This is a genomic window from Enterobacter sp. BIDMC 29 (genome assembly GCF_019378755.1).
Lineage (GTDB): Bacteria > Pseudomonadota > Gammaproteobacteria > Enterobacterales > Enterobacteriaceae > Enterobacter > Enterobacter ludwigii.
Map to the genome: position 1 here is coordinate 4,180,543 of NZ_CP080000.1, position 23,784 is coordinate 4,204,326.

The 23,784-nt window shown below is 54.6% G+C and carries 20 protein-coding genes; 12 read left to right on the forward strand and 8 right to left on the reverse strand.

The window, feature by feature from the left end:
* Positions 1-180 precede the first annotated feature (180 nt).
* Positions 181-999 carry an IclR family transcriptional regulator YiaJ gene (yiaJ, locus tag JTA15_RS18550; protein ID WP_219372581.1) on the forward strand — a complete coding sequence of 273 codons (819 nt, stop codon included), beginning with the start codon at positions 181-183 and terminating at the stop codon, positions 997-999.
* A 3-nt stretch (positions 1,000-1,002) separates the two neighbouring features.
* Positions 1,003-1,458: a 4Fe-4S binding protein gene (locus JTA15_RS18555; protein ID WP_219372582.1), complete on the forward strand. Its 456-nt coding sequence runs from the start codon at positions 1,003-1,005 to the stop codon at positions 1,456-1,458.
* A gap of 4 nt (positions 1,459-1,462) precedes the next feature.
* Here the strand turns inward: JTA15_RS18555 and avtA are convergent, their stop codons facing one another.
* Positions 1,463-2,719 (reverse strand): valine--pyruvate transaminase, encoded by a 1,257-nt coding sequence (avtA, locus tag JTA15_RS18560; RefSeq protein WP_020882652.1) that lies wholly within the window; start codon positions 2,717-2,719, stop codon positions 1,463-1,465.
* A gap of 180 nt (positions 2,720-2,899) precedes the next feature.
* Positions 2,900-4,930, reverse strand: a complete 2,031-nt coding sequence (locus JTA15_RS18565; RefSeq protein ID WP_219372583.1) for an alpha-amylase — start codon at positions 4,928-4,930, stop codon at positions 2,900-2,902.
* 314 nt (positions 4,931-5,244) lie between these two features.
* Between JTA15_RS18565 and JTA15_RS18570 the strand changes: the two genes are divergently transcribed.
* Entirely contained in the window at positions 5,245-6,069 is an 825-nt protein-coding gene (locus JTA15_RS18570) for a protein bax (protein WP_020882650.1), read from the forward strand.
* Between the two features lie 48 nt (positions 6,070-6,117).
* Here JTA15_RS18570 and xylR read toward each other — a convergent pair whose 3' ends face one another.
* From xylR to xylF, 4 genes are all read right to left on the reverse strand, one after another.
* Positions 6,118-7,296, reverse strand: a complete 1,179-nt coding sequence (gene xylR / locus JTA15_RS18575) for a D-xylose utilization transcriptional activator XylR (protein ID WP_020882649.1) — start codon at positions 7,294-7,296, stop codon at positions 6,118-6,120.
* A gap of 33 nt (positions 7,297-7,329) precedes the next feature.
* Positions 7,330-8,511, reverse strand: a complete 1,182-nt coding sequence (xylH, locus tag JTA15_RS18580; protein ID WP_219372584.1) for a xylose ABC transporter permease XylH — start codon at positions 8,509-8,511, stop codon at positions 7,330-7,332.
* Positions 8,489-10,030 carry a xylose ABC transporter ATP-binding protein gene (locus JTA15_RS18585; protein WP_219372585.1) on the reverse strand — a complete coding sequence of 514 codons (1,542 nt, stop codon included), beginning with the start codon at positions 10,028-10,030 and terminating at the stop codon, positions 8,489-8,491. Before JTA15_RS18585 ends, xylH begins: the two co-directional genes overlap by 23 nt.
* Positions 10,031-10,101: 71 nt before the next feature.
* Positions 10,102-11,094: a D-xylose ABC transporter substrate-binding protein gene (gene xylF / locus JTA15_RS18590; RefSeq protein WP_020882647.1), complete on the reverse strand. Its 993-nt coding sequence runs from the start codon at positions 11,092-11,094 to the stop codon at positions 10,102-10,104.
* Positions 11,095-11,465: 371 nt separating this feature from the next.
* On the opposite strand from xylF, the gene xylA reads away from it, so the two are divergent.
* From xylA to JTA15_RS18610, 4 genes are all read left to right on the forward strand, one after another.
* Positions 11,466-12,788: a xylose isomerase gene (gene xylA / locus JTA15_RS18595; RefSeq protein ID WP_086462926.1), complete on the forward strand. Its 1,323-nt coding sequence runs from the start codon at positions 11,466-11,468 to the stop codon at positions 12,786-12,788.
* Positions 12,789-12,859: 71 nt separating this feature from the next.
* The gene (xylB, locus tag JTA15_RS18600; protein WP_219372586.1) at positions 12,860-14,314 is read left to right on the forward strand and encodes a xylulokinase; all 1,455 of its coding nucleotides are present in this window, start codon (positions 12,860-12,862) and stop codon (positions 14,312-14,314) included.
* A 103-nt stretch (positions 14,315-14,417) separates the two neighbouring features.
* Complete coding sequence (locus JTA15_RS18605; protein ID WP_020882645.1) at positions 14,418-14,957, forward strand: isochorismatase family protein; 540 nt, start codon at positions 14,418-14,420, stop codon at positions 14,955-14,957.
* A complete protein-coding gene (locus JTA15_RS18610; protein ID WP_020882644.1) occupies positions 14,957-15,877 on the forward strand; it encodes a GlxA family transcriptional regulator in 921 nt (306 codons plus the stop codon). Before JTA15_RS18605 ends, JTA15_RS18610 begins: the two co-directional genes overlap by 1 nt.
* On the opposite strand, the gene JTA15_RS18615 is transcribed toward JTA15_RS18610, so the two are convergent.
* Complete coding sequence (locus JTA15_RS18615; protein WP_219372587.1) at positions 15,870-16,865, reverse strand: acyltransferase; 996 nt, start codon at positions 16,863-16,865, stop codon at positions 15,870-15,872. The genes JTA15_RS18610 and JTA15_RS18615 overlap by 8 nt on opposite strands.
* A 184-nt stretch (positions 16,866-17,049) precedes the next feature.
* Here JTA15_RS18615 and JTA15_RS18620 point away from each other — a divergent pair, with 184 nt between their 5' ends.
* From JTA15_RS18620 to JTA15_RS18635, 4 genes are all read left to right on the forward strand, one after another.
* The gene (locus JTA15_RS18620; protein ID WP_014168124.1) at positions 17,050-17,355 is read left to right on the forward strand and encodes a YsaB family lipoprotein; all 306 of its coding nucleotides are present in this window, start codon (positions 17,050-17,052) and stop codon (positions 17,353-17,355) included.
* A 161-nt stretch (positions 17,356-17,516) separates the two neighbouring features.
* Complete coding sequence (gene glyQ, locus JTA15_RS18625) at positions 17,517-18,428, forward strand: glycine--tRNA ligase subunit alpha (protein WP_014168125.1); 912 nt, start codon at positions 17,517-17,519, stop codon at positions 18,426-18,428.
* Positions 18,429-18,437: 9 nt separating this feature from the next.
* Positions 18,438-20,507: a glycine--tRNA ligase subunit beta gene (gene glyS / locus JTA15_RS18630; protein WP_014168126.1), complete on the forward strand. Its 2,070-nt coding sequence runs from the start codon at positions 18,438-18,440 to the stop codon at positions 20,505-20,507.
* Between the two features lie 272 nt (positions 20,508-20,779).
* Complete coding sequence (locus JTA15_RS18635) at positions 20,780-22,399, forward strand: ABC-F family ATP-binding cassette domain-containing protein (RefSeq protein ID WP_041162369.1); 1,620 nt, start codon at positions 20,780-20,782, stop codon at positions 22,397-22,399.
* 46 nt (positions 22,400-22,445) lie between these two features.
* On the opposite strand, the gene JTA15_RS18640 is transcribed toward JTA15_RS18635, so the two are convergent.
* Positions 22,446-22,733 carry an HTH-type transcriptional regulator gene (locus tag JTA15_RS18640; protein WP_014168128.1) on the reverse strand — a complete coding sequence of 96 codons (288 nt, stop codon included), beginning with the start codon at positions 22,731-22,733 and terminating at the stop codon, positions 22,446-22,448.
* Between the two features lie 331 nt (positions 22,734-23,064).
* Here JTA15_RS18640 and JTA15_RS18645 point away from each other — a divergent pair, with 331 nt between their 5' ends.
* Positions 23,065-23,775 carry a DUF3053 domain-containing protein gene (locus JTA15_RS18645; RefSeq protein WP_020882641.1) on the forward strand — a complete coding sequence of 237 codons (711 nt, stop codon included), beginning with the start codon at positions 23,065-23,067 and terminating at the stop codon, positions 23,773-23,775.
* Positions 23,776-23,784: the final 9 nt, after the last annotated feature.

Below are 23,784 nucleotides of genomic sequence, written 5' to 3' on the forward strand. Positions count from 1 at the left end.
ATCGCTAAATTTCACTATGCGAAATCTGATTTCAAATATAGCGATCAAATTTTGCCAGATCAACGACATTCATGATTTTCAAAATCGATTAAAATCAACTGGTTGTGTTTTTTCTGTTGAGATCGTGAACTGAACCACACTTTGCGCTACCATCAGGACGCGATAAAAAGGAGCCATTGGATGAGCACGAAAGAGAGCGAAATGACGCAAGAAAAAGAGAGGCCAGCAGGTAGCCAGAGCTTGTTTCGCGGCCTGATGCTGATTGAGATCCTCAGCAACTACCCGAACGGGTGTCCGTTGGCCCATTTATCGGAACTGGCAGGGCTGAATAAAAGCACCGTGCACCGCTTACTGCAGGGATTACAGTCGTGCGGGTACGTTACCCCGGCGCCTGCGGCGGGCAGCTACCGCCTGACCACCAAATTTATCGCCGTCGGGCAAAAGGCGCTGTCGTCGCTGAATATCATTCACGTGGCGGCCCCGCACCTTGAGACGCTGAATATCGCCACCGGTGAGACGGTGAACTTCTCAAGCCGCGAGGACGATCACGCCATTCTGATTTATAAGCTGGAGCCCACAACCGGTATGCTGCGCACGCGCGCTTACATCGGTCAGCATATGCCGCTTTATTGTTCGGCGATGGGCAAAATCTACATGGCGTTTGGTCATCAGGACTATGTGGCGAGCTACTGGCAGAGCCATCATGAGCAGATCCAGCCGCTCACGCGCAACACGATTACCGAGCTGAGCGCGATGTATGACGAGCTGGCGGAAATCCGCGAGCACAGCATGGCGATGGATAAAGAAGAGAACGAGCTGGGCGTCTCCTGTCTTGCCGTACCGGTGTTTGATATTCATGGCCGCGTGCCGTACGCGATCTCCATTTCGCTCTCGACGTCCCGCATGAAGCAAATTGGTGAAAAAAACCTGCTGAAACCGCTGCGGGAAACGGCAGAGGCTATCTCAAAAGAGCTGGGTTTTAACGTGCGCGGAGCGTGACAGATGAACCGATTTATCCTGGCTGATACGGAAAAATGCATTGGCTGCCGTACCTGCGAAGTGGCCTGCGTGGTGTCGCATCAGGGAATGCTTTCTGCAGGCGCGTTTACGCCCCGCATTCGGGTGGTCAAAGGCGGTGCATTCACTACGGCTGTGGGCTGTCATCAGTGTGAAGATGCCCCTTGTGCCGCTGTTTGTCCGACACAGGCGATTCGCCACACCGCGGGTGCCTGGCGGGTGGAGCCGGCGCGCTGTATTGGCTGTAAAAGTTGTGTGGTAGCGTGCCCGTTTGGGGCAATGCAGGTTCAGCGAGTGGGGAACCGCGTTCAGGCGGTGAAATGTGATTTGTGCGCAGATCGCGAGGCTGGACCCGCCTGTGTGGAGGCGTGCCCAACCCACGCGCTGCGCTGCGTTGACCCCGCCAGATTACGCACCGAACGGCTGCATAATCTGGCGTAACGCGTTACTGGCTATCTTCGCGCCAGGCGTACTCAATCTCTTCGGCGAGAATTTTCACGCCCGCTTCGATTTTTTCCGGATCGGGCACGTAGTTCATGCGCATGCACTGATGCGTATGCGGCCACGGCTTATCCAGACCCGGGAAGAAGTAATCACCCGGCACCATCAACACGCCGCGCTTTTTCAGGCGCTGGTAGAGAAGCTCGGTGGTGATCGGCAGATCCTTAAACCACAGCCACAGGAAAATTGCCCCTTCAGGTTTGTGGATCAGGCAGCGTTCTTCCGGTAAGTAGCGGCGAAGAATGGCGATCGTTTCCTGTACCCGCTGGTAATAGAACGGCTTGATAACCTCGTTCGACAGGCGCAGCAGGTCATTACGTTTGATCATTTCACACATCATCGCCGGGCCGATTCCCCCCGGGGAAAGGCTGATAATGCCGTTCATGTTGGTAATGGCGGTGATGATTTTTTCATTGGCGATGATGATCCCGCAACGGCTGCCCGGCAGACCCAGCTTGGAAAGACTCATACACAGGACGATGTTAGGGTTCCACAGCGGACGTGCTTCGCTGAAGATGATCCCCGGGAACGGCACGCCATAAGCGTTATCAATCACCAGCGGGATGTCGTGCTGATTCGCCAGCGCATCCAGCTTCATCAGTTCGTCGTCGGTGATGACGTTGCCCGTTGGGTTGGTTGGACGTGATACGCAGATCATGCCCGTCTCTTCACCAATATGCAGATGTTCAAAGTCGACATGATATTTGAACTGGCCTTCTGGCAGCAGCTCAATATTCGGGCGCGCCGAGACGAACAGATCCTCTTCGAGGCCGGAATCGGCATAGCCGATGTACTCTGGCGCCAGCGGGAACAGCACTTTTTTGGTGGTGCCGTCGGCGCGACGGCCTGCGAACAGATTAAACAAGTAGAAAAATGCGCTCTGACTGCCGTTTGTCAGTGCAATATTCTGTGGTTCGATATCCCAACCCAGCTCTTTGCGCAGCATTTCAGCAAGCAGTGTCAGCAGTTCGGTTTTACCCTGCGGGCCATCGTAGTTGCAAAGCGCATCGGTTGCTTTCCCGCTTTCCAGCATCTGAGCCAGCAGCGTCTGAAAATAGGTGTTCATCTCCGGGATTTGAGCCGGGTTTCCGCCGCCGAGCATGATGGCGCCTGGTGTGCGCAGCCCGTCGTTGAGGTCCTCCATCAGGCGAGTAATGCCTGAATGGCGGGTGAATTTGTCGCCGAAAAGTGAAAACGTCATAGCAGGTGATCTGTCGAGCTTATTTTGAAAGTGGGTAACCATAACGCTAGCACCGTGCTGGTGCAAATCGAGAGATGCGGTCGGGATTGTTGTTTTATGTGGTGGGAAGGTATTTAGGTAGTGGATTGTTCTGGTGAAATATCCCTCTCCCGGAGGGGGAGAGGGAACCGGTTTGCGTCGTTATTGATTACCCGCCCACACCACCATGACCTTATCGCCATTGTGCTCGCGAACGAAGCCGTAGCCTTCTTTCAGCGACAGCGTGGTTTGTTTGCCTTCACCTATTGCGGGATGACGGGCGCGGAACTGGCCCAGAACCTGCCAGTGGGCGACAGTTAAGGCCTGCTTGCCCGTCACGTCCTGCCAGTTCATATCCGAGCGGGTGCCCTGTAATGGATCGGACCCTGTCGGTCCGAATGGCCGCTCGGATTCATCTCCGTAGTAAATTTGTACGCTGCCCGGGGCGAGCAGGAGCAGCTCTGCGGCACGCTGGCCGCCTTCACGGAAAAGGCGTGTGTCATGCGACGAGAGATAGCTCAGGACATTGAAGCTTTGCAGTTTTTCCGCCATCTGCTGCCAGGTCAGGTCGATGTCCGCCAGACAACCGACCGCTTTTGCTGCCTGCTCCTGATAATCAAAGTTGATCATCGCGTCAAACCCGTGGCGGTAATAATCGCTTTGCATCACGCCGTGGCCCCATGACTCGCCGGTCATCCAGAACGGGGTATTGTCGAGTTTTTTGTCGGGGTTCGCGCCTTTCCAGGCTGCCAGCGCCTGGCTTGCCTGATCTTTCAACTGCTGCCAGGCCTCGAGTTCCACGTGTTTTGCCGTATCCACACGGAAACCGTCAATGCCATAGTCACGTACCCACTGGCTGAGCCAGTGGGTCAGGTAATCACGCGGGGTGTAGCCCGAAATGGCCTTCGCGTGGGTATCGGGTTTATGTTGATAGAAATTAGGTAAACCGGAAGGGGTCGTCGACTCCGTTTTCAGGTCCGGCAGGAACGCCAGCGACAGGGTTAAATCGTCGAAGCCGGGATTGTCATAATCGCCAATGTCGGTGCGGATCCACTTTTTACCCCACCATTTTTCCCAGGCGGCTTTGTCGCTGAAGTTGATGTAATCGTTGAAGCTGTGCCAGCTTTGGCCTGCTCCCGGCTTCCAGTCCGTCCAGTGCTCGCCCAGCGTTTTTTTCAGTTCATCACCCTGCAGATAAAGGGCCCCGAACTGGAACGCCTGCATGTCTGCGAGCGTCGCGTAACCCGTGTGGTTCATGACGATATCAAACAGGATGCGGATCCCGCGTTTATGCGCTTCATCGACAAGGTGGCGTAAATCATCTTCGGTGCCCATGTTGGCATCAAGCGTGGTCCAGTCCTGGGTGTAGTAGCCATGATAGGCGTAGTGGGGGAAGTCACCTTTGGTGCCACCGCCAACCCAGCCGTGGATCTGCTCCAGCGGGGAGCTTATCCAGAGCGCATTCACGCCCAGCTGCTGTAAATAATCGAGCCGGGTTGTAAGCCCCTTGAGATCGCCACCGTGGAAGGTGCCGATCTCCTGCATGCCATCTTTGTGGCGTCCATAGCTGTTATCGTTAGAGGGATCGCCGTTGACAAAGCGGTCAGTCAGCACGAAATAGACGGTGGCGTTTTGCCAGCTAAAGGGCGCGGGTTTGTCGGTCTCAGCGCGTTCAAGCAGCAGCAGACCGTTGCTGTTGGCGGCGGGTTGCAGGGTGATTTTCCCATTCTGCACTGTTGCAGTCTGTTTGCTGTAGAAATCACGGACCACCGATCCTTCCGGGAAATCGTTGCCAACTTCAAGCGTCAGGGGTTTACCGTCCCACTTCGGACACTGGCGGGTAACGTTTGCAAGCGACGGTTCCGCTGCGCTCTGAATAGTCAGCATCAGTGTGGGCGTACCGGAGCGGGTATCGACACGTATCTGATACTCGCCGTCGCGGAACAGTCGCCACTGCGGCGGCGTGCCGTCACATTTTTTAAGCGACAGCATCTCATTGAGTTTTATTGCATCCGTTGGCTGCCAGCACGTGTTGTCAAAACTCAGCGTAAGAGGGCGAGTACCCTTCGCAAGCTTTGCCTGGCTGGTGAATATCCCGGTACCTTCGGCGCTCAAGGCGTTGAAACCCGGTGATGACCAGTCAGCATGAGCCAGTGCGGGTAACATCAGAAAAGCTAATGCGGTGCGTTTCATTCCATTTTCCTGTCGCGGCATTTTTGACCAGTGTGCCATCAGGTGTTGGGTAAAAACTCATCCCCCGGGGCTTTCTGCAAGGATGACGCGTGAGGATGAGTGATCCCGCGCAAAATTAGGAAGTTATCTGCGAGTTCGCGCACAATTTTTCATAATTGATGCTTATGTGAGCAGGTTTCAGGTGACATAGTTTCGGAATTGGACTATTTCTATACGTGCTCTTGCAGTCTATTTTTGTTATGATTTGAGATTCCGCTCTCAAATTTGTGAAAAAAATAAGGTGTTGGAATGTTTATATCCGACCAGGAGACCTAATGATATCGACTCCCATTCGACGATATGGGGCCGCGATACTCATGTTACTCACCATGGCATTTTCGGGTGAGGTGCTTGCGAAGACGCACACGGATACAACGAGTAAGAAAGCCCACGTAATAAAGACGACAAGTAGTAAGGTTAGCAGTAAACAAGAGTATTCTCGCAATAGTGCAAAGAGTAGTTCACTTCCTGATTTGCGAAAATACCCTTCCGGAACACCAAGGAAAAAAGCGTTTCTCCGGACGGTAATGCCTTACATCACAAGTCAAAACGCCGCGATTACTGCGGATCGTAACTGGTTGATTGCCAAACAGTACGACAGCCGTTGGTCGCCATCAGAACGCGCGCGTCTGAAAGATATCACCAAACGCTACAAGGTGAGCTGGAACGGTAACACGCGCCGTGTGCCGTGGAACTCTCTCTTAGAGCGTGTCGACATTATCCCGGGGAGCATGGTTGCGACCATGGCTGCAGCAGAAAGTGGCTGGGGTACCTCGAAACTGGCGCGTAATAACAACAACCTGTTTGGTATGAAATGTATCAAGGGGCGTTGTAACAATGCACCAGGTAAGGTGAAAGGCTATTCTCAGTTTGAATCGGTGAAAGATTCCGTGAATGCCTACGTGGTGAATCTGAACACGCATCCGGCCTACTCATCGTTCCGTAAATCGCGCGCTCAGCTGCGTAAAGCGGATCAGGAAGTGACGGCCAGCACGATGATCCACAAGCTGAAAGGTTATTCGACCAAGGGACAGAGCTATAACAACTATCTGTTCGCGATGTACCAGGATAACCAGCGCTTAATCGCCGCACATATGTAATTCAAAAAAACGCCTTCCATCGGAAGGCGTTTTTTTTTTCTCTTTTTTCTACATCATCACTTCGCTGTGACGCTCCCGGTACTCTTTTGGCGTACTTTCATACTCCTTTCGGAACACCGAATAAAAATATTGCAGCGACGGGTAACCGCACATCTGTGAGATTTCGTTGATCGACAATGAGGTGGAGATCAGCAGGCTGCGTGCTTTCTCCAGTTTCTCGGCGTGGATGACCGCATGAATGGTTTCGCCCACTTCCTCTTTAAACCGCTTCTCCAGATTCGAACGGGAAATGCCCACCGAGTCCAGCACCTGATCGACCTTAATCCCTTTGCAGGCGTTGTTGCGAATGTAGTGCATGGCCTGAATAACTGCCGGGTCGCTTAAGGAGCGGTAATCCGTTGAACGGCGTTCGACTACGCGGACTGGGGGAACCAGTAAGCGCTGAAGCGGCAACGCTTCTTTATCCAGCAGACGATGCAGTAACTTCGCTGCCTGATAGCCCATCTGACGCGTACCCTGTGCAACGGACGAGAGCGCCACGCGAGAGAGGTAACGCGTCAGCTCCTCGTTATCGATGCCAATGACGCACAGTTTTTCCGGCACCGGAATGTGTAAATGTTCGCAGACCTGCAAAACGTGGCGGGCACGAGCATCCGTGACGGCAATGATGCCGGTTTGCGGCGGCAGGGTTTGCAGCCAGTCCGCCAGTCGGTTTTGCGCGTGCTGCCAGTTTTCCGGCGCGGTCTCCAGCCCCTGATAAACCACGCCGCGGTACTTCTCCTGCGCGACAAGCTGGCAGAAAGCATGTTCGCGCTCAACTGCCCAGCGCTTGCCGCTGGTTGACGGTAAACCATAAAACGCGAAGCGATGGACGCCTTTCTCTTTCAAATGCAGGAAGGCGGTCTCAACCAGCGCATGGTTATCGGTGGCGATATAGTGAACCGGCGGATAGTGCTCGGGCGCATGGTAAGACCCGCCGACGCCAACAATCGGAACGTCGACGTCAGTCAGCAATTGCTCAATGACGGGGTCGTCGTAGTCAGCGATGACCCCATCGCCCAGCCACTCTTTGATGTTTTCGAGACGGGTTCGGAAATCTTCTTCGATAAAAATATCCCACTCGGATTGCGACGCCTGCAAATATTCACCAACGCCCTCCACCACCTGACGGTCGTAGGCTTTGTTGGCATTGAATAACAACGTGATGCGGTGACGCTTTTCAAACATGGCTAACTTCCCAAATAAGTCACAATATTGTTATCAGGCTCGTCGCTTGGTTGCAGAGTCCATCCAGACTGCCAGCAAAAGAATGGCCCCCTTGACGATATACTGCCAAAACGTCGGGACGTCCATCATACTCATCCCGTTATCCAACGAAGCCATAATAAATGCCCCCATCACCGCGCCTGCCACGCTGCCGACACCGCCTGCGAGGCTGGTGCCGCCAATGACGCAGGCGGCGATAGCATCCAGCTCGGCGATGTTCCCGGCCGAGGGAGAACCCGCCCCCAGACGCGAGCTGAGGATCAACCCGGCGATAGCAACCATCAGGCCGTTAATGGCGAAGACGGCGAGTTTGGTGCGCTCGACGTTGATCCCTGAAAGACGAGCAGCCTCAAGGTTGCCGCCGATGGCATAAACACGGCGGCCAAACGCGGTACGCGTGGCCATAAACATCCCGGCCAGCAGCAACAGTGCCAGCAGCAATACCGGCGTCGGGACACCGCGATAGTCGTTCAGAAGCCAGATTGCGCCCAGTACAATGACCGCAGTGAGTGCCTGGCGACCGACTGTGGACGTTGACGCTGGCGATGGCAGACCCAACGCCTGACGGCGCATTCGCCCACGCCACTGCCAGGCCACAAACGCCAGCAACCCAATCACACCGAAGGTAAAGCCGACGCTATCGGCGAGGTAGCTCTGACCAATTTGTGACATGGCTGCGCTGGTAGGGGAGACGGTGGTGCCGTTGGTGATGCCAATTAGGATCCCGCGGAAGGCCAGCATCCCCGCCAGCGTGACAATGAACGACGGGACTTTACGGTAGGCAACCCACCAGCCGTTCCAGGCGCCCAGCAGCAGGCCCAGCACCAGCGTAACCGCAATGGTCAGCGGCAGTGGCCAGCCAAGCCAGACGTCAAAAATGGCCGCCACGCCACCAAGCAGACCCATCATCGACCCCACCGACAGGTCGATTTCCGCCGAGATAATCACGAATACCATGCCCACCGCGAGGATGCCGGTAATGGCAGTCTGACGCAGCAGGTTAGAGACGTTACGCGCGCTTAAGTACGAGCCATCGGTCATCCAGGTAAAGAACAACATGATGGCAATAATCGCCGCGATCATCACGAAAACCTGCAGGTTCAGCGCTTTTAGCCCGGCAAACGCGCCGGGCGTCGGAACAGCGACTTTAATATCAGACGGATTGCTTTTCGACATGACGTTCGCTCCTTAAAGCGGCTTCCATCACCTGCTCCTGCGTCAGGTTCTGGTTAATCAGATTGGCTTTCAGTTTTCCCTCGTGCATGACCAGCACGCGATCGCTCAGGCCGAGCACTTCGGGTAACTCAGACGAGATGACAATGACGGCAATCCCTTGCTGTACAAGCTGATTAATCAGTTTGTAGATTTCGTACTTGGCGCCGATATCGATCCCACGCGTCGGCTCGTCCAGGATCAATATGCGTGGGTTGAGGAGCAGGCAGCGCGCCAGGATTGCCTTCTGCTGGTTGCCCCCGCTCAGACGTCCAATGGCCAGTTCCGGGGAGGATGTTTTGACCTTGAGTCTGGCGAGCGACTGGAGAATGCACTGCTGCTCAGCAGCATCATCGAGGCTGCTCAGCGCACCGGAGAACCTATCGAGCGCGGCAAGCGTGATGTTTTTACCCACCGCCATGACCGGGACGATGCCATCTTTCTTGCGATCCTCCGGTACCATGGCAATACCGTGGGCAATCGCCTGCTGGCAGTTTTCGATTTTTACCGGCTGTCCGTCGATAAAAATACGGCCTTCCCAGCGGCCCGGCCACACGCCAAACAGGCACTGGACGGCTTCAGTGCGCCCGGCCCCGACTAACCCCGCAATACCGAGGATTTCGCCGCTGTGAAGGGAAAACGAGACGTCATTAACGCGCTTGATGTGGCGGTTAACGGGATGCCACGCGGTGAGGTTTTCCACGCGTAACACTTCGTCACCCGTGGTGTGCGGTTCGTTTGGATAGAGCGCCGTGAGCTCGCGCCCCACCATCATGGTGATAATGTCATCTTCACTCATGCCGGCAGCTTCACGTGTGCCGATGTGCTGACCGTCGCGGATCACACAGATGGTGTCCGAAATGGCTTTTACCTCATTGAGCTTGTGCGAAATGTAGATGCACGCAATGCCGTGGTTTTGCAGATCGCGAATGATATTGAGCAGGACGGCCGTTTCCTGCTCGGTGAGGGAGGCCGTTGGCTCATCGAGGATCAGCAGCCTTACCTGTTTGTTCAGCGCCTTGGCGATTTCAACCAGCTGTTGTTGCCCGAGGCCAAGATCACCGACGCGCGTATCCGGGGAGATCGCGAGACTTACCTGGGCCAGCAGTTTTTCACAGCGTAGCGTCATGGTGTCGTAATCCAGTACGCCATGACGTGAAATTTCGGCCCCCAGAAAAATGTTCTCCAGCACGGTGAGGTGCTTCACCAGCGCCAGCTCCTGGTGGATGATGGCGATGCCTTTGCGTTCGGTATCGCGAATGTGTGTCGCCTGAATCACTTCACCGGCAAAGACAATTTCGCCTTCGTAACTGCCGTGCGGGTAGATCCCACACAACACTTTCATCAACGTCGATTTGCCCGATCCGTTTTCGCCACACAGCGAGACCACTTCGCCGGGATTGAGCCGCAGACTGACGTTGTCGACCGCTTTCACCACGCCAAAGCGCTTGGTGATGCTTTTCATTTCAAGTAAATAAGGCATAACTGCTCCACATGACCCGAGGGAAGAACAGTACAACTCGATGCGCCCCCGCAGATCAGGGGCGCGCTGGATTACAGTTCACTCTTCTTGTGGAAACCGTCTTTAATGACGGTGGCGTCAATGTTCTCTTTATTGACTTCAATGGGGGTGAGCAGACGAGCCGGAACATCTTTAAGCCCGTTATTCAGCGTCGCGTCTGCCTTAGGTTGCTTACCATTTCCCAGCTCCACGGCAATTTCCGCCGCCGTATTCGCAAGCTGGGTAATCGGTTTGTAGACGGTCATGGTTTGTGTGCCTGCCATGATGCGTTTGACGCCCGCGAGGTCGGCATCCTGACCCGAAATAGCCACTTTTCCTGCCAGCCCCTGGGCGCTGAGTGCCTGGATTGCGCCCCCTGCGGTGGCATCGTTGGATGCGACGACAGCATCGATTTTGTTGTTGTTGGCGGTTAAGGCGTTTTCCATGATTTTCAGCGCGTTTTCTGGCAGCCAGCCATCCGCCCACTGATCGCCGACCACTTTAATCTTACCGCTGTCGATATACGGCTTCAGGACTTTCATTTGCCCTTCGCGGAACAGCTTGGCGTTGTTATCAACCGGCGAGCCGCCCATCAGGAAATAATTGCCCTGAGGTACTTTGTCGATCAGGCTTTTAGCCTGTAATTCACCCACTTTTTCATTGTCGAACGAAATATAATAATCGATATCCGCATTATTAATCATGCGGTCATAGGCTAAGACTTTTATGCCTTCTTGTTTGGCTTCTTTAACGACGTTACTTAATACCTGGCCGTTATAAGGGATAATGACCAGCACATCGACGCCGCGGTTGATCATATTCTCAATTTGCGACATTTGCGTTTCTTCGTTGCCGTTCGCGGATTGCACAAACACATTCGCGCCAAGTGATTCCGCTTTTTTCACAAAAATATCGCGATCTTTCTGCCAGCGTTCAAGGCGCAGATCGTCAATCGCCATGCCAATTTTGACTTCCTTGGCATGTCCGGCAAAGCTTGCAAGGAGGAGCGTAGTGCAGAGAGTAAGGGACAGGTTCTTTATCTTCATAATTATAGGGCCTTTTTGTAGGGGTATGTGTTGCTGAGATAAAAGAAACATTCACTGCTGGGACGCAGCAAATTTTTAACGGGGAAAGGCGGGCTGGCAATTACAGATTTTTATCTTCGCATTATGATATTTGGTTTATTTCTGAATTTATGACCGCGATCGAATTTTAAAATACGTAACGTCTTAATTACATTTGATTATGGAAGAGGGACCGAAAAATAGTTTGCCTGCGCATTATTTTGCGAGCCAGCGCACAGTTGTGCATTCTCTCAATAGCAGTGTGAAATAACGTAATTGAGCAAGCCAAAATGTCTATTCACTATTACTCCTGTATCAACGACTCGCCGCATACCCTGATTATGGAGCTCAATATGCAAGCTTATTTCGACCAACTCGATCGTGTTCGTTACGAAGGCCCGAAAACAACCAATCCTTTAGCATTTCGTCACTACAACCCGGATGAGCTGGTGCTGGGTAAGCGCATGGAAGATCATTTGCGCTTTGCCGCCTGTTACTGGCATACCTTCTGCTGGAACGGAGCCGATATGTTCGGCGTGGGTTCCTTTGACCGTCCATGGCAGCAGCCGGGTGAGGCCATCGAGTTGGCGAAGCGTAAAGCCGATGTCGCCTTTGAATTCTTCCACAAGCTGAACGTGCCGTACTACTGCTTCCATGACGTGGATGTGTCGCCGGAAGGCGCCTCACTGAAAGAGTATCTGAACAATTTCGCGCAGATGGTGGATGTGCTGGCGGCTAAACAGCAGCAAAGCGGCGTGAAGCTGCTGTGGGGCACGGCCAACTGTTTTACCAACCCACGCTATGGCGCGGGTGCGGCAACCAATCCTGATCCGGAAGTGTTTAGCTGGGCGGCAACGCAGGTGGTTACCGCAATGAACGCCACGCATCAGCTGGGCGGCGAAAACTATGTGCTGTGGGGCGGTCGTGAAGGCTATGAAACCCTGCTCAACACCGACCTGCGTCAGGAGCGCGAGCAGATTGGCCGCTTTATGCAGATGGTGGTCGACCATAAACACAAAATCGGTTTCCGCGGTACGCTGCTGATCGAACCGAAGCCTCAGGAACCTACTAAGCACCAGTACGACTACGACGTTGCTACCGTGTACGGCTTCCTGAAACAGTTCGGCCTGGAAAAAGAGATCAAAGTTAACATTGAAGCCAACCATGCCACGCTGGCCGGCCACTCTTTCCATCACGAGATTGCGTCTGCTATCGCGCTGGGTATCTTCGGTTCTGTTGATGCTAACCGCGGCGATGCGCAACTGGGTTGGGATACCGACCAGTTCCCGAACAGCGTGGAAGAGAATGCGCTGGTGATGTATGAAATTATCAAAGCGGGTGGTTTCACCACCGGCGGGCTGAACTTCGATGCCAAAGTGCGCCGTCAGAGCACCGACAAATACGACCTGTTCTATGGCCATATTGGCGCAATGGATACCATGGCGCTGGCGCTCAAAGTCGCCGCCCGTATGATTGAAGACGGTGAACTGGATAAACGTGTCGCGAAGCGTTATAGCGGCTGGAACAGTGAGCTGGGTCAGCAAATTTTGAAAGGCCAGTTATCGCTTGCGGACGTCGCGAAGTACGCTGAACAACATCAACTGGCACCGCAGCATCAGAGCGGGCATCAGGAGCTGCTGGAAAACCTGGTTAATCACTACCTGTTTGATAAATAACAGCGAGTAGATAATCACGTAAGCCCGGTAAGCGTCGCGCCACCGGGCATTTCTGTTAAAGGAGTCACCGAATGTATATCGGGATTGATCTTGGCACATCGGGTGTGAAAGCCATCCTGTTAAGCGAGCAGGGCGACGTGTTAGCAACGCAGACAGAAAAGCTGCAGGTCTCACGTCCGCATCCGCTATGGTCGGAACAGGATCCGGAGCAGTGGTGGCTGGCAACGGATCGTGCAATCAAAGCGCTAGGTGAACAGCACAGTCTGCGTGACGTCAAAGCCCTCGGCATTGCCGGGCAAATGCACGGCGCGACGTTACTGGACAGTCAGCATCACGTTCTGCGACCGGCCATTCTCTGGAACGATGGTCGCTGTGCAGAAGAGTGCGCACTCCTTGAAGAGCGAGTACCCACCTCCCGCAGTATTACCGGCAACCTGATGATGCCCGGTTTTACCGCACCAAAGTTACTGTGGGTACACCGCCATGAGCCGGAAATTTTCCGTCAGGTGGCGAAAGTTTTACTGCCAAAAGATTATCTGCGTTTTCGCATGACGGGTGATTTCGCCAGCGACATGTCCGACGCTGCCGGCACGATGTGGCTCGACGTGGCCAAACGTGACTGGAGCGAGGCCATGCTCGATGCCTGCCACCTGACTCGCGAACATATGCCAGCGCTCTATGAGGGCAGTGAGATAACGGGTACCTTACAGCCTGCCGTCGCAGAACGCTGGAATATGCCTGCTGTCCCGGTGGTGGCCGGTGGCGGTGACAACGCGGCGGGTGCCGTGGGGGTCGGGATGGTGGACGCCGGGCAGGCGATGCTTTCGCTGGGAACGTCTGGCGTCTATTTTGCGGTCAGCGAGGGTTATCGCAGTAATCCTGAAAGTGCCGTTCACAGTTTCTGCCATGCGCTGCCGGGAAAATGGCATCTGATGTCGGTTATGTTGAGCGCCGCCTCTTGCCTTGACTGGGCCGCGAAACTGACCGGGATGGCTGATGTTCCGGCACTGATTGCTGCTGCACAGCAGGCGGATGAAAGTGCGGGTACCGTCTGGTTTTTACCCTATCTTTCCGGCGAGCGCACGCCGCATAACAACCCGGAAGCGAAAGGGGTATTCTTTGGGTTAACCCATCAGCATGGCCCGGCGGAACTGGCTCGTGCCGTTCTGGAAGGCGTGGGATATGCCCTGGCGGACGGAATGGACGTGGTACATGACTGCGGTGTGACGCCGGCGAGTATCACCCTGATTGGCGGCGGTGCGCGTAGCAGCTACTGGCGCCAGATGCTGTCTGATATCAGCGGACTGCAGCTCGATTTTCGTACCGGTGGTGATGTGGGGCCTGCGCTCGGTGCAGCGCGACTGGCACAGATTGCCATGAACCCGGAAACGCCGCTTTCTCAGCTGTTACCGCAGCTTCAACTGGAACAGGCGCATCTGCCTGACGCGGCACGTCATGCGCGTTATGCGCAAAGACGCGAGGTCTTTCGCAAAATCTACCAACAGCTGCTGCCGCTGATGTCGTAAATACGGTTGTCTGTCAGAGGCACGAGGTTGTCCTTTTTTGGTCTGTGCGGGCCTTCATTTCCTTGCCAGTATGGTGTCATACCCACTGGCGAGGAGATTCAACATGTCACGTACTGCATTAATCAACATCGATACTCAGCAGTCTTTTCATCATCGTCATTACTGGCAGGAGGACGAAATTCCTGCCTTTCAGCAGGCGATGCTGGGGCTGATTGAGGGCTGCCAGGCGCGTGGCATTCCTGTCGTTGATATTTTCCATGTAGATGAAGACGGTCCGTTCACACTGCAAAGCGGCTATGTCAAACCGATGGCCTTTTTACGTCATCAGCCGGACGTGGTCTTCCAGAAACACGTCCATAATGCGTTCACGGATACCGGGCTTGACCGCTGGCTGCGTGAGCGAGACATTAATCAGCTCATCGTGTGCGGCATTCGCACGGAACAATGCTGTGAAACCACTGCGCGGGTGGCATCCGATCTGGGCTATGCTGTGACCTTTGTTAGCGAGGCAACGCTCACGTTTCCAATGACGCACAAGGGGATAACCCTGAGCGCAGAGGAACTGCGTCATCGTACCGAGACGGTACTGGCCGGGCGGTTTGCCGACATTAAAACGGTTGCGGAGACGCTGGAGTCACTGTAATGAGCATCGACGTCTGGTTTGTGATGTTGCCCGGGGTGCTGTCATTAGACATGACGGGCCCGGCAGAGACCTTTGTGCTGGCCGGGGACGCGTTTCGCCTGCATTACATTGGTCCGCAGGCAGAGGTTCCGACGTCGATTGGTCTGATGATGGGCGGTATTCAGCCGCTGCCGGAAAGCCTGCCTGAGGGCAGTTTGCTGGTACTGCCGGGGGTAAGCGACTCCCGCTTTCAGTTTTCAACGCCGCAGGCGCAGCTGATCCAGCACTGGTTAATGCGCCTGCAGCCAAAAATTCATCGTCAGGATATCACCGTCATGTGTGTCTGTTCAGGGGCGTTGCTGGCGGCAAAATCGGGCTTGCTGAACCACCGGCAGTGCACAACGCATCATGACGTTATAAGCCGTTTGCGTACGGCGGCTCCGACGGCAATCATCAAAGAAAACCGGATCTTCGTGCAGGATGAGAATATCTGGACCAGCGCCGGCATCACCTCGGGCATCGACCTGGCGCTGCATATGATTAACCGCCTGTGTGGCGCAGAAAAAGCGCTGGCCGTGGCGCGCGAAATGGTGGTCTGGTTTCGTCGCTCCGGGGACGATCCCCAGCTGTCGCCATGGTTACGCTACCGCAATCATCTTCACCCGGCCATTCATCGTGCGCAGGACGCGCTTACCACCGAGCCGCACAAAGCCTGGGTTTTACCCGAGATTGCCGCTCTGGCGCATGTCAGCCCGCGCCATTTAACGCGGCTTTTTCAGACGCATTTAGGGATAAGCGTTCGCGACTATCTGGAGCAGTTGCGTCTGGCGGTGGCTGAACAGTGGCTGTTGCAAGGGCGTGGCGTGGAACAGGCCTCACTGGCTGCGGGGTTTTCCTCCCCGCGCCAGTATCATCGTGCCCGACAGCGCAGCGTTAACTGACGAAGCGGCGGGTGTCGACCTTCTGCAGCAGCATTGACAGCAGCAGGCTCGCCATCAGCGTGACGGTGAAAATCCACAGGATATCCAGCACCGGCCAGCTTTTGAACTCGACCCCTCTCGTTCTCAGGGCGTGGATCACCAGCGCGTGAAAACCGTATATTCCGAGCGAGTGCCGGGAGATAACGCTCAGCACCGGAAGGGGGCGTGCGTTCAGGGTGTTTTTGACGAGCGTAAGCAGGGATACGGCACAGATGAAGACCATCGGGCCGCAATACAGGTACCAGGTATCGGCAAAATTGCCGCGCCATTGCAGTTCATGCAGCGTCCCACGCGAAATCACGATCACGCCGATGATAAACAGCGCTGCACATAGCCCGTTCATGCCGCGTTTTTGGGTGTCCATCATCCCGATAGCTCGCCCCAGCATGCCGTAGAGTACGTAGTAAAAGGTATCGCCGTTGATATAGAGATTGACCGGTAACCATTCAAAACCATCAATTTTCTGCGAGACCGTATTCGGGTTGGCTATGATGCCAATGACCACCATCAGCGCCAGCAGCATTTTCCCGCTCACGGTTTTCACCTGAATCAGTGGGGAAACCAGATAGATAACGATAATGGCGAAGAAAAACCACAGATGGTAGAAGACGGGTTTTTGCAGAAGGTATTTGAGTGATAGCCCGGCGTTAATCGAGGTGAACAGGGTGATATAGAGCAAGGCCACGGCGCTGTAGAAGCCCAGGCAGGCGGCGATGCGGATAAAATGACGCGGTTGCGCGCTACGATCGCCAAAAAAGAGAAAGCCGGAAATCATAAAGAACAACGGCACACTGACCCGCGACGCGGAGTTAAGAATATTGGCTATATCCCAGTTAACAGGGCTGATACTGTGCGCATTGGTGACATACCAGGTCGTCGTGTGGATCATGACCACCATCAGACACGCTATTCCTCGCAGATTATCAATCCAGCTAATTTTTGACGACATCAGTTCCTCATCATCCCTTGTAAATTCAGTGTGACTGCGATTGTATTGAAGCCTCTCTCTGGAAAATTCTGAGTTTTATTGAGCAGCCTTGTTTGAAAGCCGCGAGGTTCGCAGAATGCCAGGGCATAATCTATAAAAGCTTTGCTACTAAAAATAACAGCCACTGAACAGGGCGGTAATAAAAATGATGATGAAGCGTGCGGCGTCACTCTTTCTGCTGTTTATCCTGGCAGGATGCAGTACGCCACCCTCTGCACCCGTGCAAAAAGCACAGCAGGGAAAAATCAGCCCGGAACGCTCCCTGAATATGGAGCAGTTCTGTAAGGATCAGGCTGCGCGCCGCTATAACTCGGATGCGCAGAACATTGATGTCACCGGATTTGAGCGATTCCAGGGGAGTTATGAGCTGAAAGGCCATACGTCCCGTAAAGAGGGCTTTGTCTGTTCGTTTGACGCAGACGGTCAGTTTTTACATCTCTCCATGCGCTAAGCCGCTCGCTTAATCAACAGCCAGACGCCGGCAGCTGCCTGGCGTGGTGGCTTATTTCCCCAATTTTCCCTAAACAAACCCGTTTCGTACTGTATATCTTGCAGGCAGCGGGTATACTGGTCCCTTCCATTTAAAACCACACGTATCCAGCACGACATACTATGCAAAAGTTTGATACCAAGACCTTCCAGGGCCTGATCCTGACCTTACAGGATTACTGGGCTCGTCAGGGCTGTACCATTGTTCAACCTTTGGACATGGAAGTAGGCGCAGGCACTTCACACCCAATGACCAGCTTACGCGCGTTGGGGCCGGAGCCAATGGCGACTGCTTATGTGCAACCTTCACGTCGTCCGACCGATGGCCGTTACGGCGAAAACCCGAACCGTCTGCAGCATTACTATCAGTTCCAGGTGGTGATTAAGCCATCGCCAGACAACATTCAGGAACTGTACCTCGGGTCACTGAAAGAGCTGGGTATGGATCCAACCATTCACGACATCCGTTTCGTGGAAGATAACTGGGAGAACCCAACGCTCGGTGCCTGGGGTCTGGGTTGGGAAGTGTGGCTGAACGGTATGGAAGTGACGCAGTTCACTTACTTCCAGCAGGTTGGCGGTCTGGAATGTAAACCGATTACCGGCGAAATCACCTACGGTCTGGAACGTCTGGCCATGTATATTCAGGGCGTAGACAGCGTTTACGACCTGGTCTGGAGCGACGGCCCGCTGGGTAAAACCACCTACGGCGACGTGTTCCATCAGAACGAAGTGGAGCAATCCACTTATAACTTCGAATACGCGGATGTGGACTTCCTGTTCACCTGCTTCGAGCAGTACGAGAAAGAAGCGCAGCAGTTGCTGGCGCTGGAGTCTCCGCTGCCGCTGCCTGCTTACGAGCGTATTCTGAAGGCCGCCCACAGCTTCAACCTGCTGGACGCCCGCAAAGCCATCTCCGTGACTGAACGTCAGCGCTACATTCTGCGTATTCGTACCCTGACCAAAGCCGTTGCAGAAGCGTACTATGCGTCCCGTGAAGCCCTTGGCTTCCCGATGTGCAACCGAAACAAATAAGAGGCGGCCATGTCTGAGAAAACTTTCCTGGTGGAAATTGGCACCGAAGAGCTGCCACCAAAAGCCCTGCGCAGCCTGGCTGAATCTTTTGCTGCGAACGTGACTGCTGAGCTGGATAACGCTGGCCTGGCACACGGTAAAATTGAATGGTTTGCTGCTCCGCGTCGTCTGGCGCTGAAAGTGGCGAACCTGGCGGCGTCTCAGCCGGATCGTGAAGTTGAAAAACGTGGCCCGGCGATTGCTCAGGCGTTTGATGCTGAAGGCAAGCCAAGCAAAGCGGCTGAAGGCTGGGCGCGTGGTTGTGGTATCACCGTCGATCAGGCTGAGCGTCTGACCACCGATAAAGGCGAGTGGCTGCTGTACCGTGCACATGTGAAAGGTGAAAGTGCGCAAGCGCTGCTGCCTGACATGATCGCCACGTCGCTGGCCAGGCTGCCGATTCCAAAACTGATGCGCTGGGGCGCAAGCGACGTGCACTTCGTGCGTCCTGTGCACACCGTGACGCTGCTGCTGGGCGATACTGTTATTCCGGCTACCATCCTGGGTGTGGCGTCCGATCGCGTGATCCGTGGGCACCGCTTCATGGGCGAGCCTGAGTTCACCATCGACAATGCTGACCAGTATCCGCAGATCCTGCTGGAGCGCGGTAAAGTTATTGCTGACTACGAACAGCGTAAAGCCAAAATCAAGGCGGATGCGGAAGACGCGGCGCGTAAGATTGGCGGTAAAGCGGATCTGAGCGACAGCCTGCTGGAAGAAGTGACCTCTCTGGTTGAATGGCCAGTGGTACTGACCGCGAAGTTCGAAGAGAAATTCCTGGCCGTGCCGGCTGAAGCGCTGGTGTACACCATGAAGGGTGACCAGAAGTACTTCCCGGTTTACGCCAACGACGGCAAGCTGCTGCCAAACTTCATCTTCGTGGCGAACATTGAATCAAAAGATCCGATCCAGATTATCTCCGGTAACGAGAAAGTGGTGCGTCCACGTCTGGCGGATGCCGAGTTCTTCTTCAACACCGACCGTAAAAAGCGTCTGGAAGATCACCTGCCACGTCTGCAGACCGTGCTGTTCCAGCAACAGCTGGGTACGCTGCGCGACAAGACTGACCGTATTGCGGAGCTGTCTGGCTGGATCGCACGTGAAATCGGTGCGGATGTGAACCACGCAACGCGCGCGGGTTTACTGTCCAAGTGTGACCTGATGACCAATATGGTGTTCGAATTTACCGACACCCAGGGTGTGATGGGGATGCACTACGCGCGTCACGACGGTGAAGCGGAAGATGTGGCCGTGGCCCTGAACGAGCAGTATCAGCCGCGTTTCGCGGGTGACGCGCTGCCGTCTAATCCGGTGGCCTGTGCGGTCGCGATTGCCGATAAGATGGACACCCTTGCAGGTATCTTTGGCATCGGCCAGCATCCAAAAGGCGACAAAGACCCGTTTGCGCTGCGTCGTGCTGCCCTGGGCGTGCTGCGTATCATCGTTGAAAAGAACCTGAACCTGGATCTGCAGACCCTGACTGAAGAAGCGGTACGTCTGTACGGTGATAAGCTGACCAACGCCAACGTGGTCGACGATGTGATCGACTTTATGCTTGGTCGCTTCCGTGCGTGGTATCAGGACGAAGGTTACACCGTCGATACCATTCAGGCGGTACTGGCACGTCGTCCAACCCGTCCGGCAGATTTCGATGCGCGTATGAAGGCGGTTTCCCACTTCCGTACGCTGGAAGCGGCATCTGCACTGGCCGCGGCTAACAAGCGTGTCTCTAACATTCTGGCGAAATCCGACGAAACGCTGAACGAGCGTGTCAACGCTGCGACGCTGAAAGAGCCAGAAGAGATCGCCCTGGCGATGCAGGTTGTGGTACTGCGTGACAAGCTGGAGCCGTATTTCGCCGAAGGCCGCTACCAGGAAGCCCTGGTGGAGCTGGCGGAACTGCGTGATGTCATCGATGCCTTCTTCGAGAAAGTGATGGTGAACGTGGAAGATAAAGAGCTGCGTATCAACCGTCTCTCTATGCTCGAAAAACTGCGTGAGCTGTTCCTGCGCGTGGCGGATATTTCGCTGCTGCAGTAACGTGCATGTGCCCGGTGACGGGCCAGCAGATGAGAAAAACCCGCTTCGGCGGGTTTTTTTATGTCTCGTTTTTTCGTGGGCCAGGTAAGCGCAGTGCAATTGCCTAAAAATTCACCTTGAAATGGTCAGCAAATTACCGTTATCCTGTTTCTCGTTATATTTCTCCCTCAGGAGCGCATCCCGAAAATGAACAAACACGACTGATGAATTTCGATCCTTGCTAAACGCGACCGCGTCGGCAGGGGATGTTTTGATTTCATTCAGGAGTGCTTATGGCTCATTTTGCGCAATCCCCTTCTTTTATTTTGCATCAGGTGACCTGTCAGTTTGCGACGGGCGATACCCTTTTTGGTCCGCTGAATCTTTCTCTGGCGCCGTCACTGTGCGCGCTGGTTGGCCGCAACGGCAGCGGTAAAACACGTCTGCTACGTTTGCTGGCGGGGTGTGATGAACCTGCCAGCGGTCATATCGAACGTTTTGCAACGCACGCTTATGTGGCACAACAGCCCGATATCACCCCGCGAACCACGCTTGCTGAGCTGCTGGGGTATGAGGCGATTTTTGCGGCGCGTAAGCGCATCGACAGCGGTGACTACCAGCCCGATGATTTGGCGTTACTCGACGGACACTGGGATGTAGCAGAACGCCTGAGCGAGGCGTTTCTCCATGCAAAACTTCCATCATTTGACCCGGATAAATCAGCCATGGAACTCAGTGGCGGCGAGCGCATTCGCGCGTTGCTCTGTGGCGCGTTTACGGCTGATGCGGATTATCTGCTGCTGGACGAACCCACCAACCATCTCGACCGGCAGGGACGTGAGTGGTTCTACGACCAGCTCGCCCGTTATCAGGGGGGCGTGCTGGTGGCCTCCCACGACCGTGAACTGCTGGCGAAGGTACCGCGTATTCTTGAACTGAGCGCCTCGGGTCTTCGCCACTACGGTGGCAGTTACGACGACTATACGCATCAGCGGGACGCCGAACAGCAGGCAGCCCGTGCGGCACTGGAACATGCGGCAACAGAGCGCAAACGCACCCGCGCACGGATGCAAAAAGAGCATGACGAAAGCCAGCGGCGTTCGGCGAAGACGTTACGTACGGTCGATAACCTTAATATCGCCTCGTTCGAGCGGGTCAGATACAAAATGGCCGCCAAAGAGCGCATTGGCACCTGGAAAAAACAGCATGGCGATCAACATGAAGCGCTGAATGCTGCGGTGAACAAGGCCCGGGAGCGAGTTGAAGAGGAGAATCCGGTGATGTTCACGTTGCCTGGAAGCCAGATTGCAGAGGGGAAACAGGTGCTGGTGATGGAGGGGCTGGTGCTGCCGCACGTCACTCTCCCGCCGACCAACTGGCGGATGGACGGACCGATGCGTGTGGCGCTAAAAGGGCCAAACGGCTGCGGTAAATCGACGCTTTTAAAAGCCATTCTCGGCGAAGTGGCTCCGCTCTCAGGAACGTGTAAGGTATCGGTAAACTGCGCTTATCTCGATCAACATCTGTCGCAGCTCGATCTTTCGCAGTCGGTGATGGCGCATCTCAATCTGAGTCATACACCTCTGGAAGAGGGTGTGCTGCGAACCCGTTTAGCGCAGCTTCAGCTGGGCGCTGACAAAGTGGCGCTTCCGCTGGCTGAGCTGAGCGGCGGGGAACGTCTCAAGGCTGCTCTGGCCTGTGTCTTGTGGCGTGAAGACGCTACGCAGCTTTTACTGCTGGATGAACCGACCAACCATCTGGATCTGGCCTCGGTCGAGGCGATTGAAGCCGCACTGGCCGGTTTCCCCGGGGCATTGCTGGTGGTTTCTCACGATGAGGCTTTTTTGCGGGGGTTAGCATTGACGCATGAACTGGTCTGGGAAGAGGCGGGTTGGCGGTGTGCCCCCCTTTAAAACACAAGCCCCCGCAAAGGCGGGGGCGGTAACTCACTTTACTGCATCATGCTATATGCTTGCTGAGTGCAGGGTTGGCCTGAATCAGGCGCATCAGCTTTAGCTCGGTTGGGGTGGGTTTTTCGCGTTTTGACTCCCACTCCTGCACCATAGCCACGCTGACACCCATCGCTCTGGCGAATTCTTCAGTTTTTAATCCAGTCCCTTTGCGCAATTGCTCATATTCTTTAAAGGGGTTGGATCTTTGTTGCAGGGTTAACGTCTGCGGTACATCTTTAAAAATAATCTGTTCCAGGCTGCTCAGCAGCTCAAGCTCAGGATCTTTATATTCCATTGAGGACTCCTCTTAAATCACATACCGGGATCAAGAACATCAGAGAGCCTGTTAAGAATAGTCCCTAATACAAACGACGGATCGTCACGGATGTGATTAATCGTGCGGTAACGATCGCTTTATGCGTTTCAGCCGTTGCCAGGGTGAGACTAATTACCTGATTACGCTTATGTCGGCTTCGCCAGGTATTTTTTTGTAAATAGTAAGAAATAAAACGGCAATAGCCGTTTTGCATGAAAAGAGTATCTTGCAGGGCTGACCTGGACTATCCTTGTCAGCGTCGGGCACGCATGTGCCGGTGTGCGCTTTTTTGGGTGAAAGGAGTAATGAAATGGCGACAGGAAAGTCCTGCTCTCGCTGGTTTGCGCCTATTGCGGCGTTGTTGATGGTTGTTAGCCTGAGTGGGTGTTTTGATAAAGAAGGCGATCAGCGCAAAGCGTTTATCGATTTTCTACAGAATACGGTGATGCGCAGCGGTGAACGGTTGCCGACGCTGACTGCGGATCAGAAAAAACAGTTTGGCCCCTTCGTGTCTGATTACGCCATTCTTTATGGTTATTCACAGCAGGTGAGCCAGGCGATGGATTCCGGTATCCGTCCGGTTGTGGATAGCGTGAACGCTATTCGCGTCCCGCAGGATTACATGACGCAACGTGAACCGCTGCGCCAGTCCAACGGTGCGCTCGGCGTGCTGAGCCAACAGCTGCAGAATGCGAAAATGCAGGCGGACGCGTCACGTTCCGCGCTGAAGCAGGGCGACGATCTCAAACCGGTCTTCGACAAAGTGTATGAGAAAGTGGTGTCGAAACCTTCTGAAGCGATGCAACCGCTGATCCCGGCCGCGCAAATTTTCACGCAGCAGCTGGTTCAGGTGGGGGACTTCATCTCCCAGCAGGGCACTCAGGTGAGCTTTGTGGCCAACGGTATTCAGTTCCCGACCTCGCAGCAGGCAAGCCAGTATAATGCGCTGATTGGGCCACTGGCCTCCCAGCACCAGGCCTTTAGTCAGGCGTGGAGTGCAGCGGTCGCTGCCACAGAATAAATCGGAAAA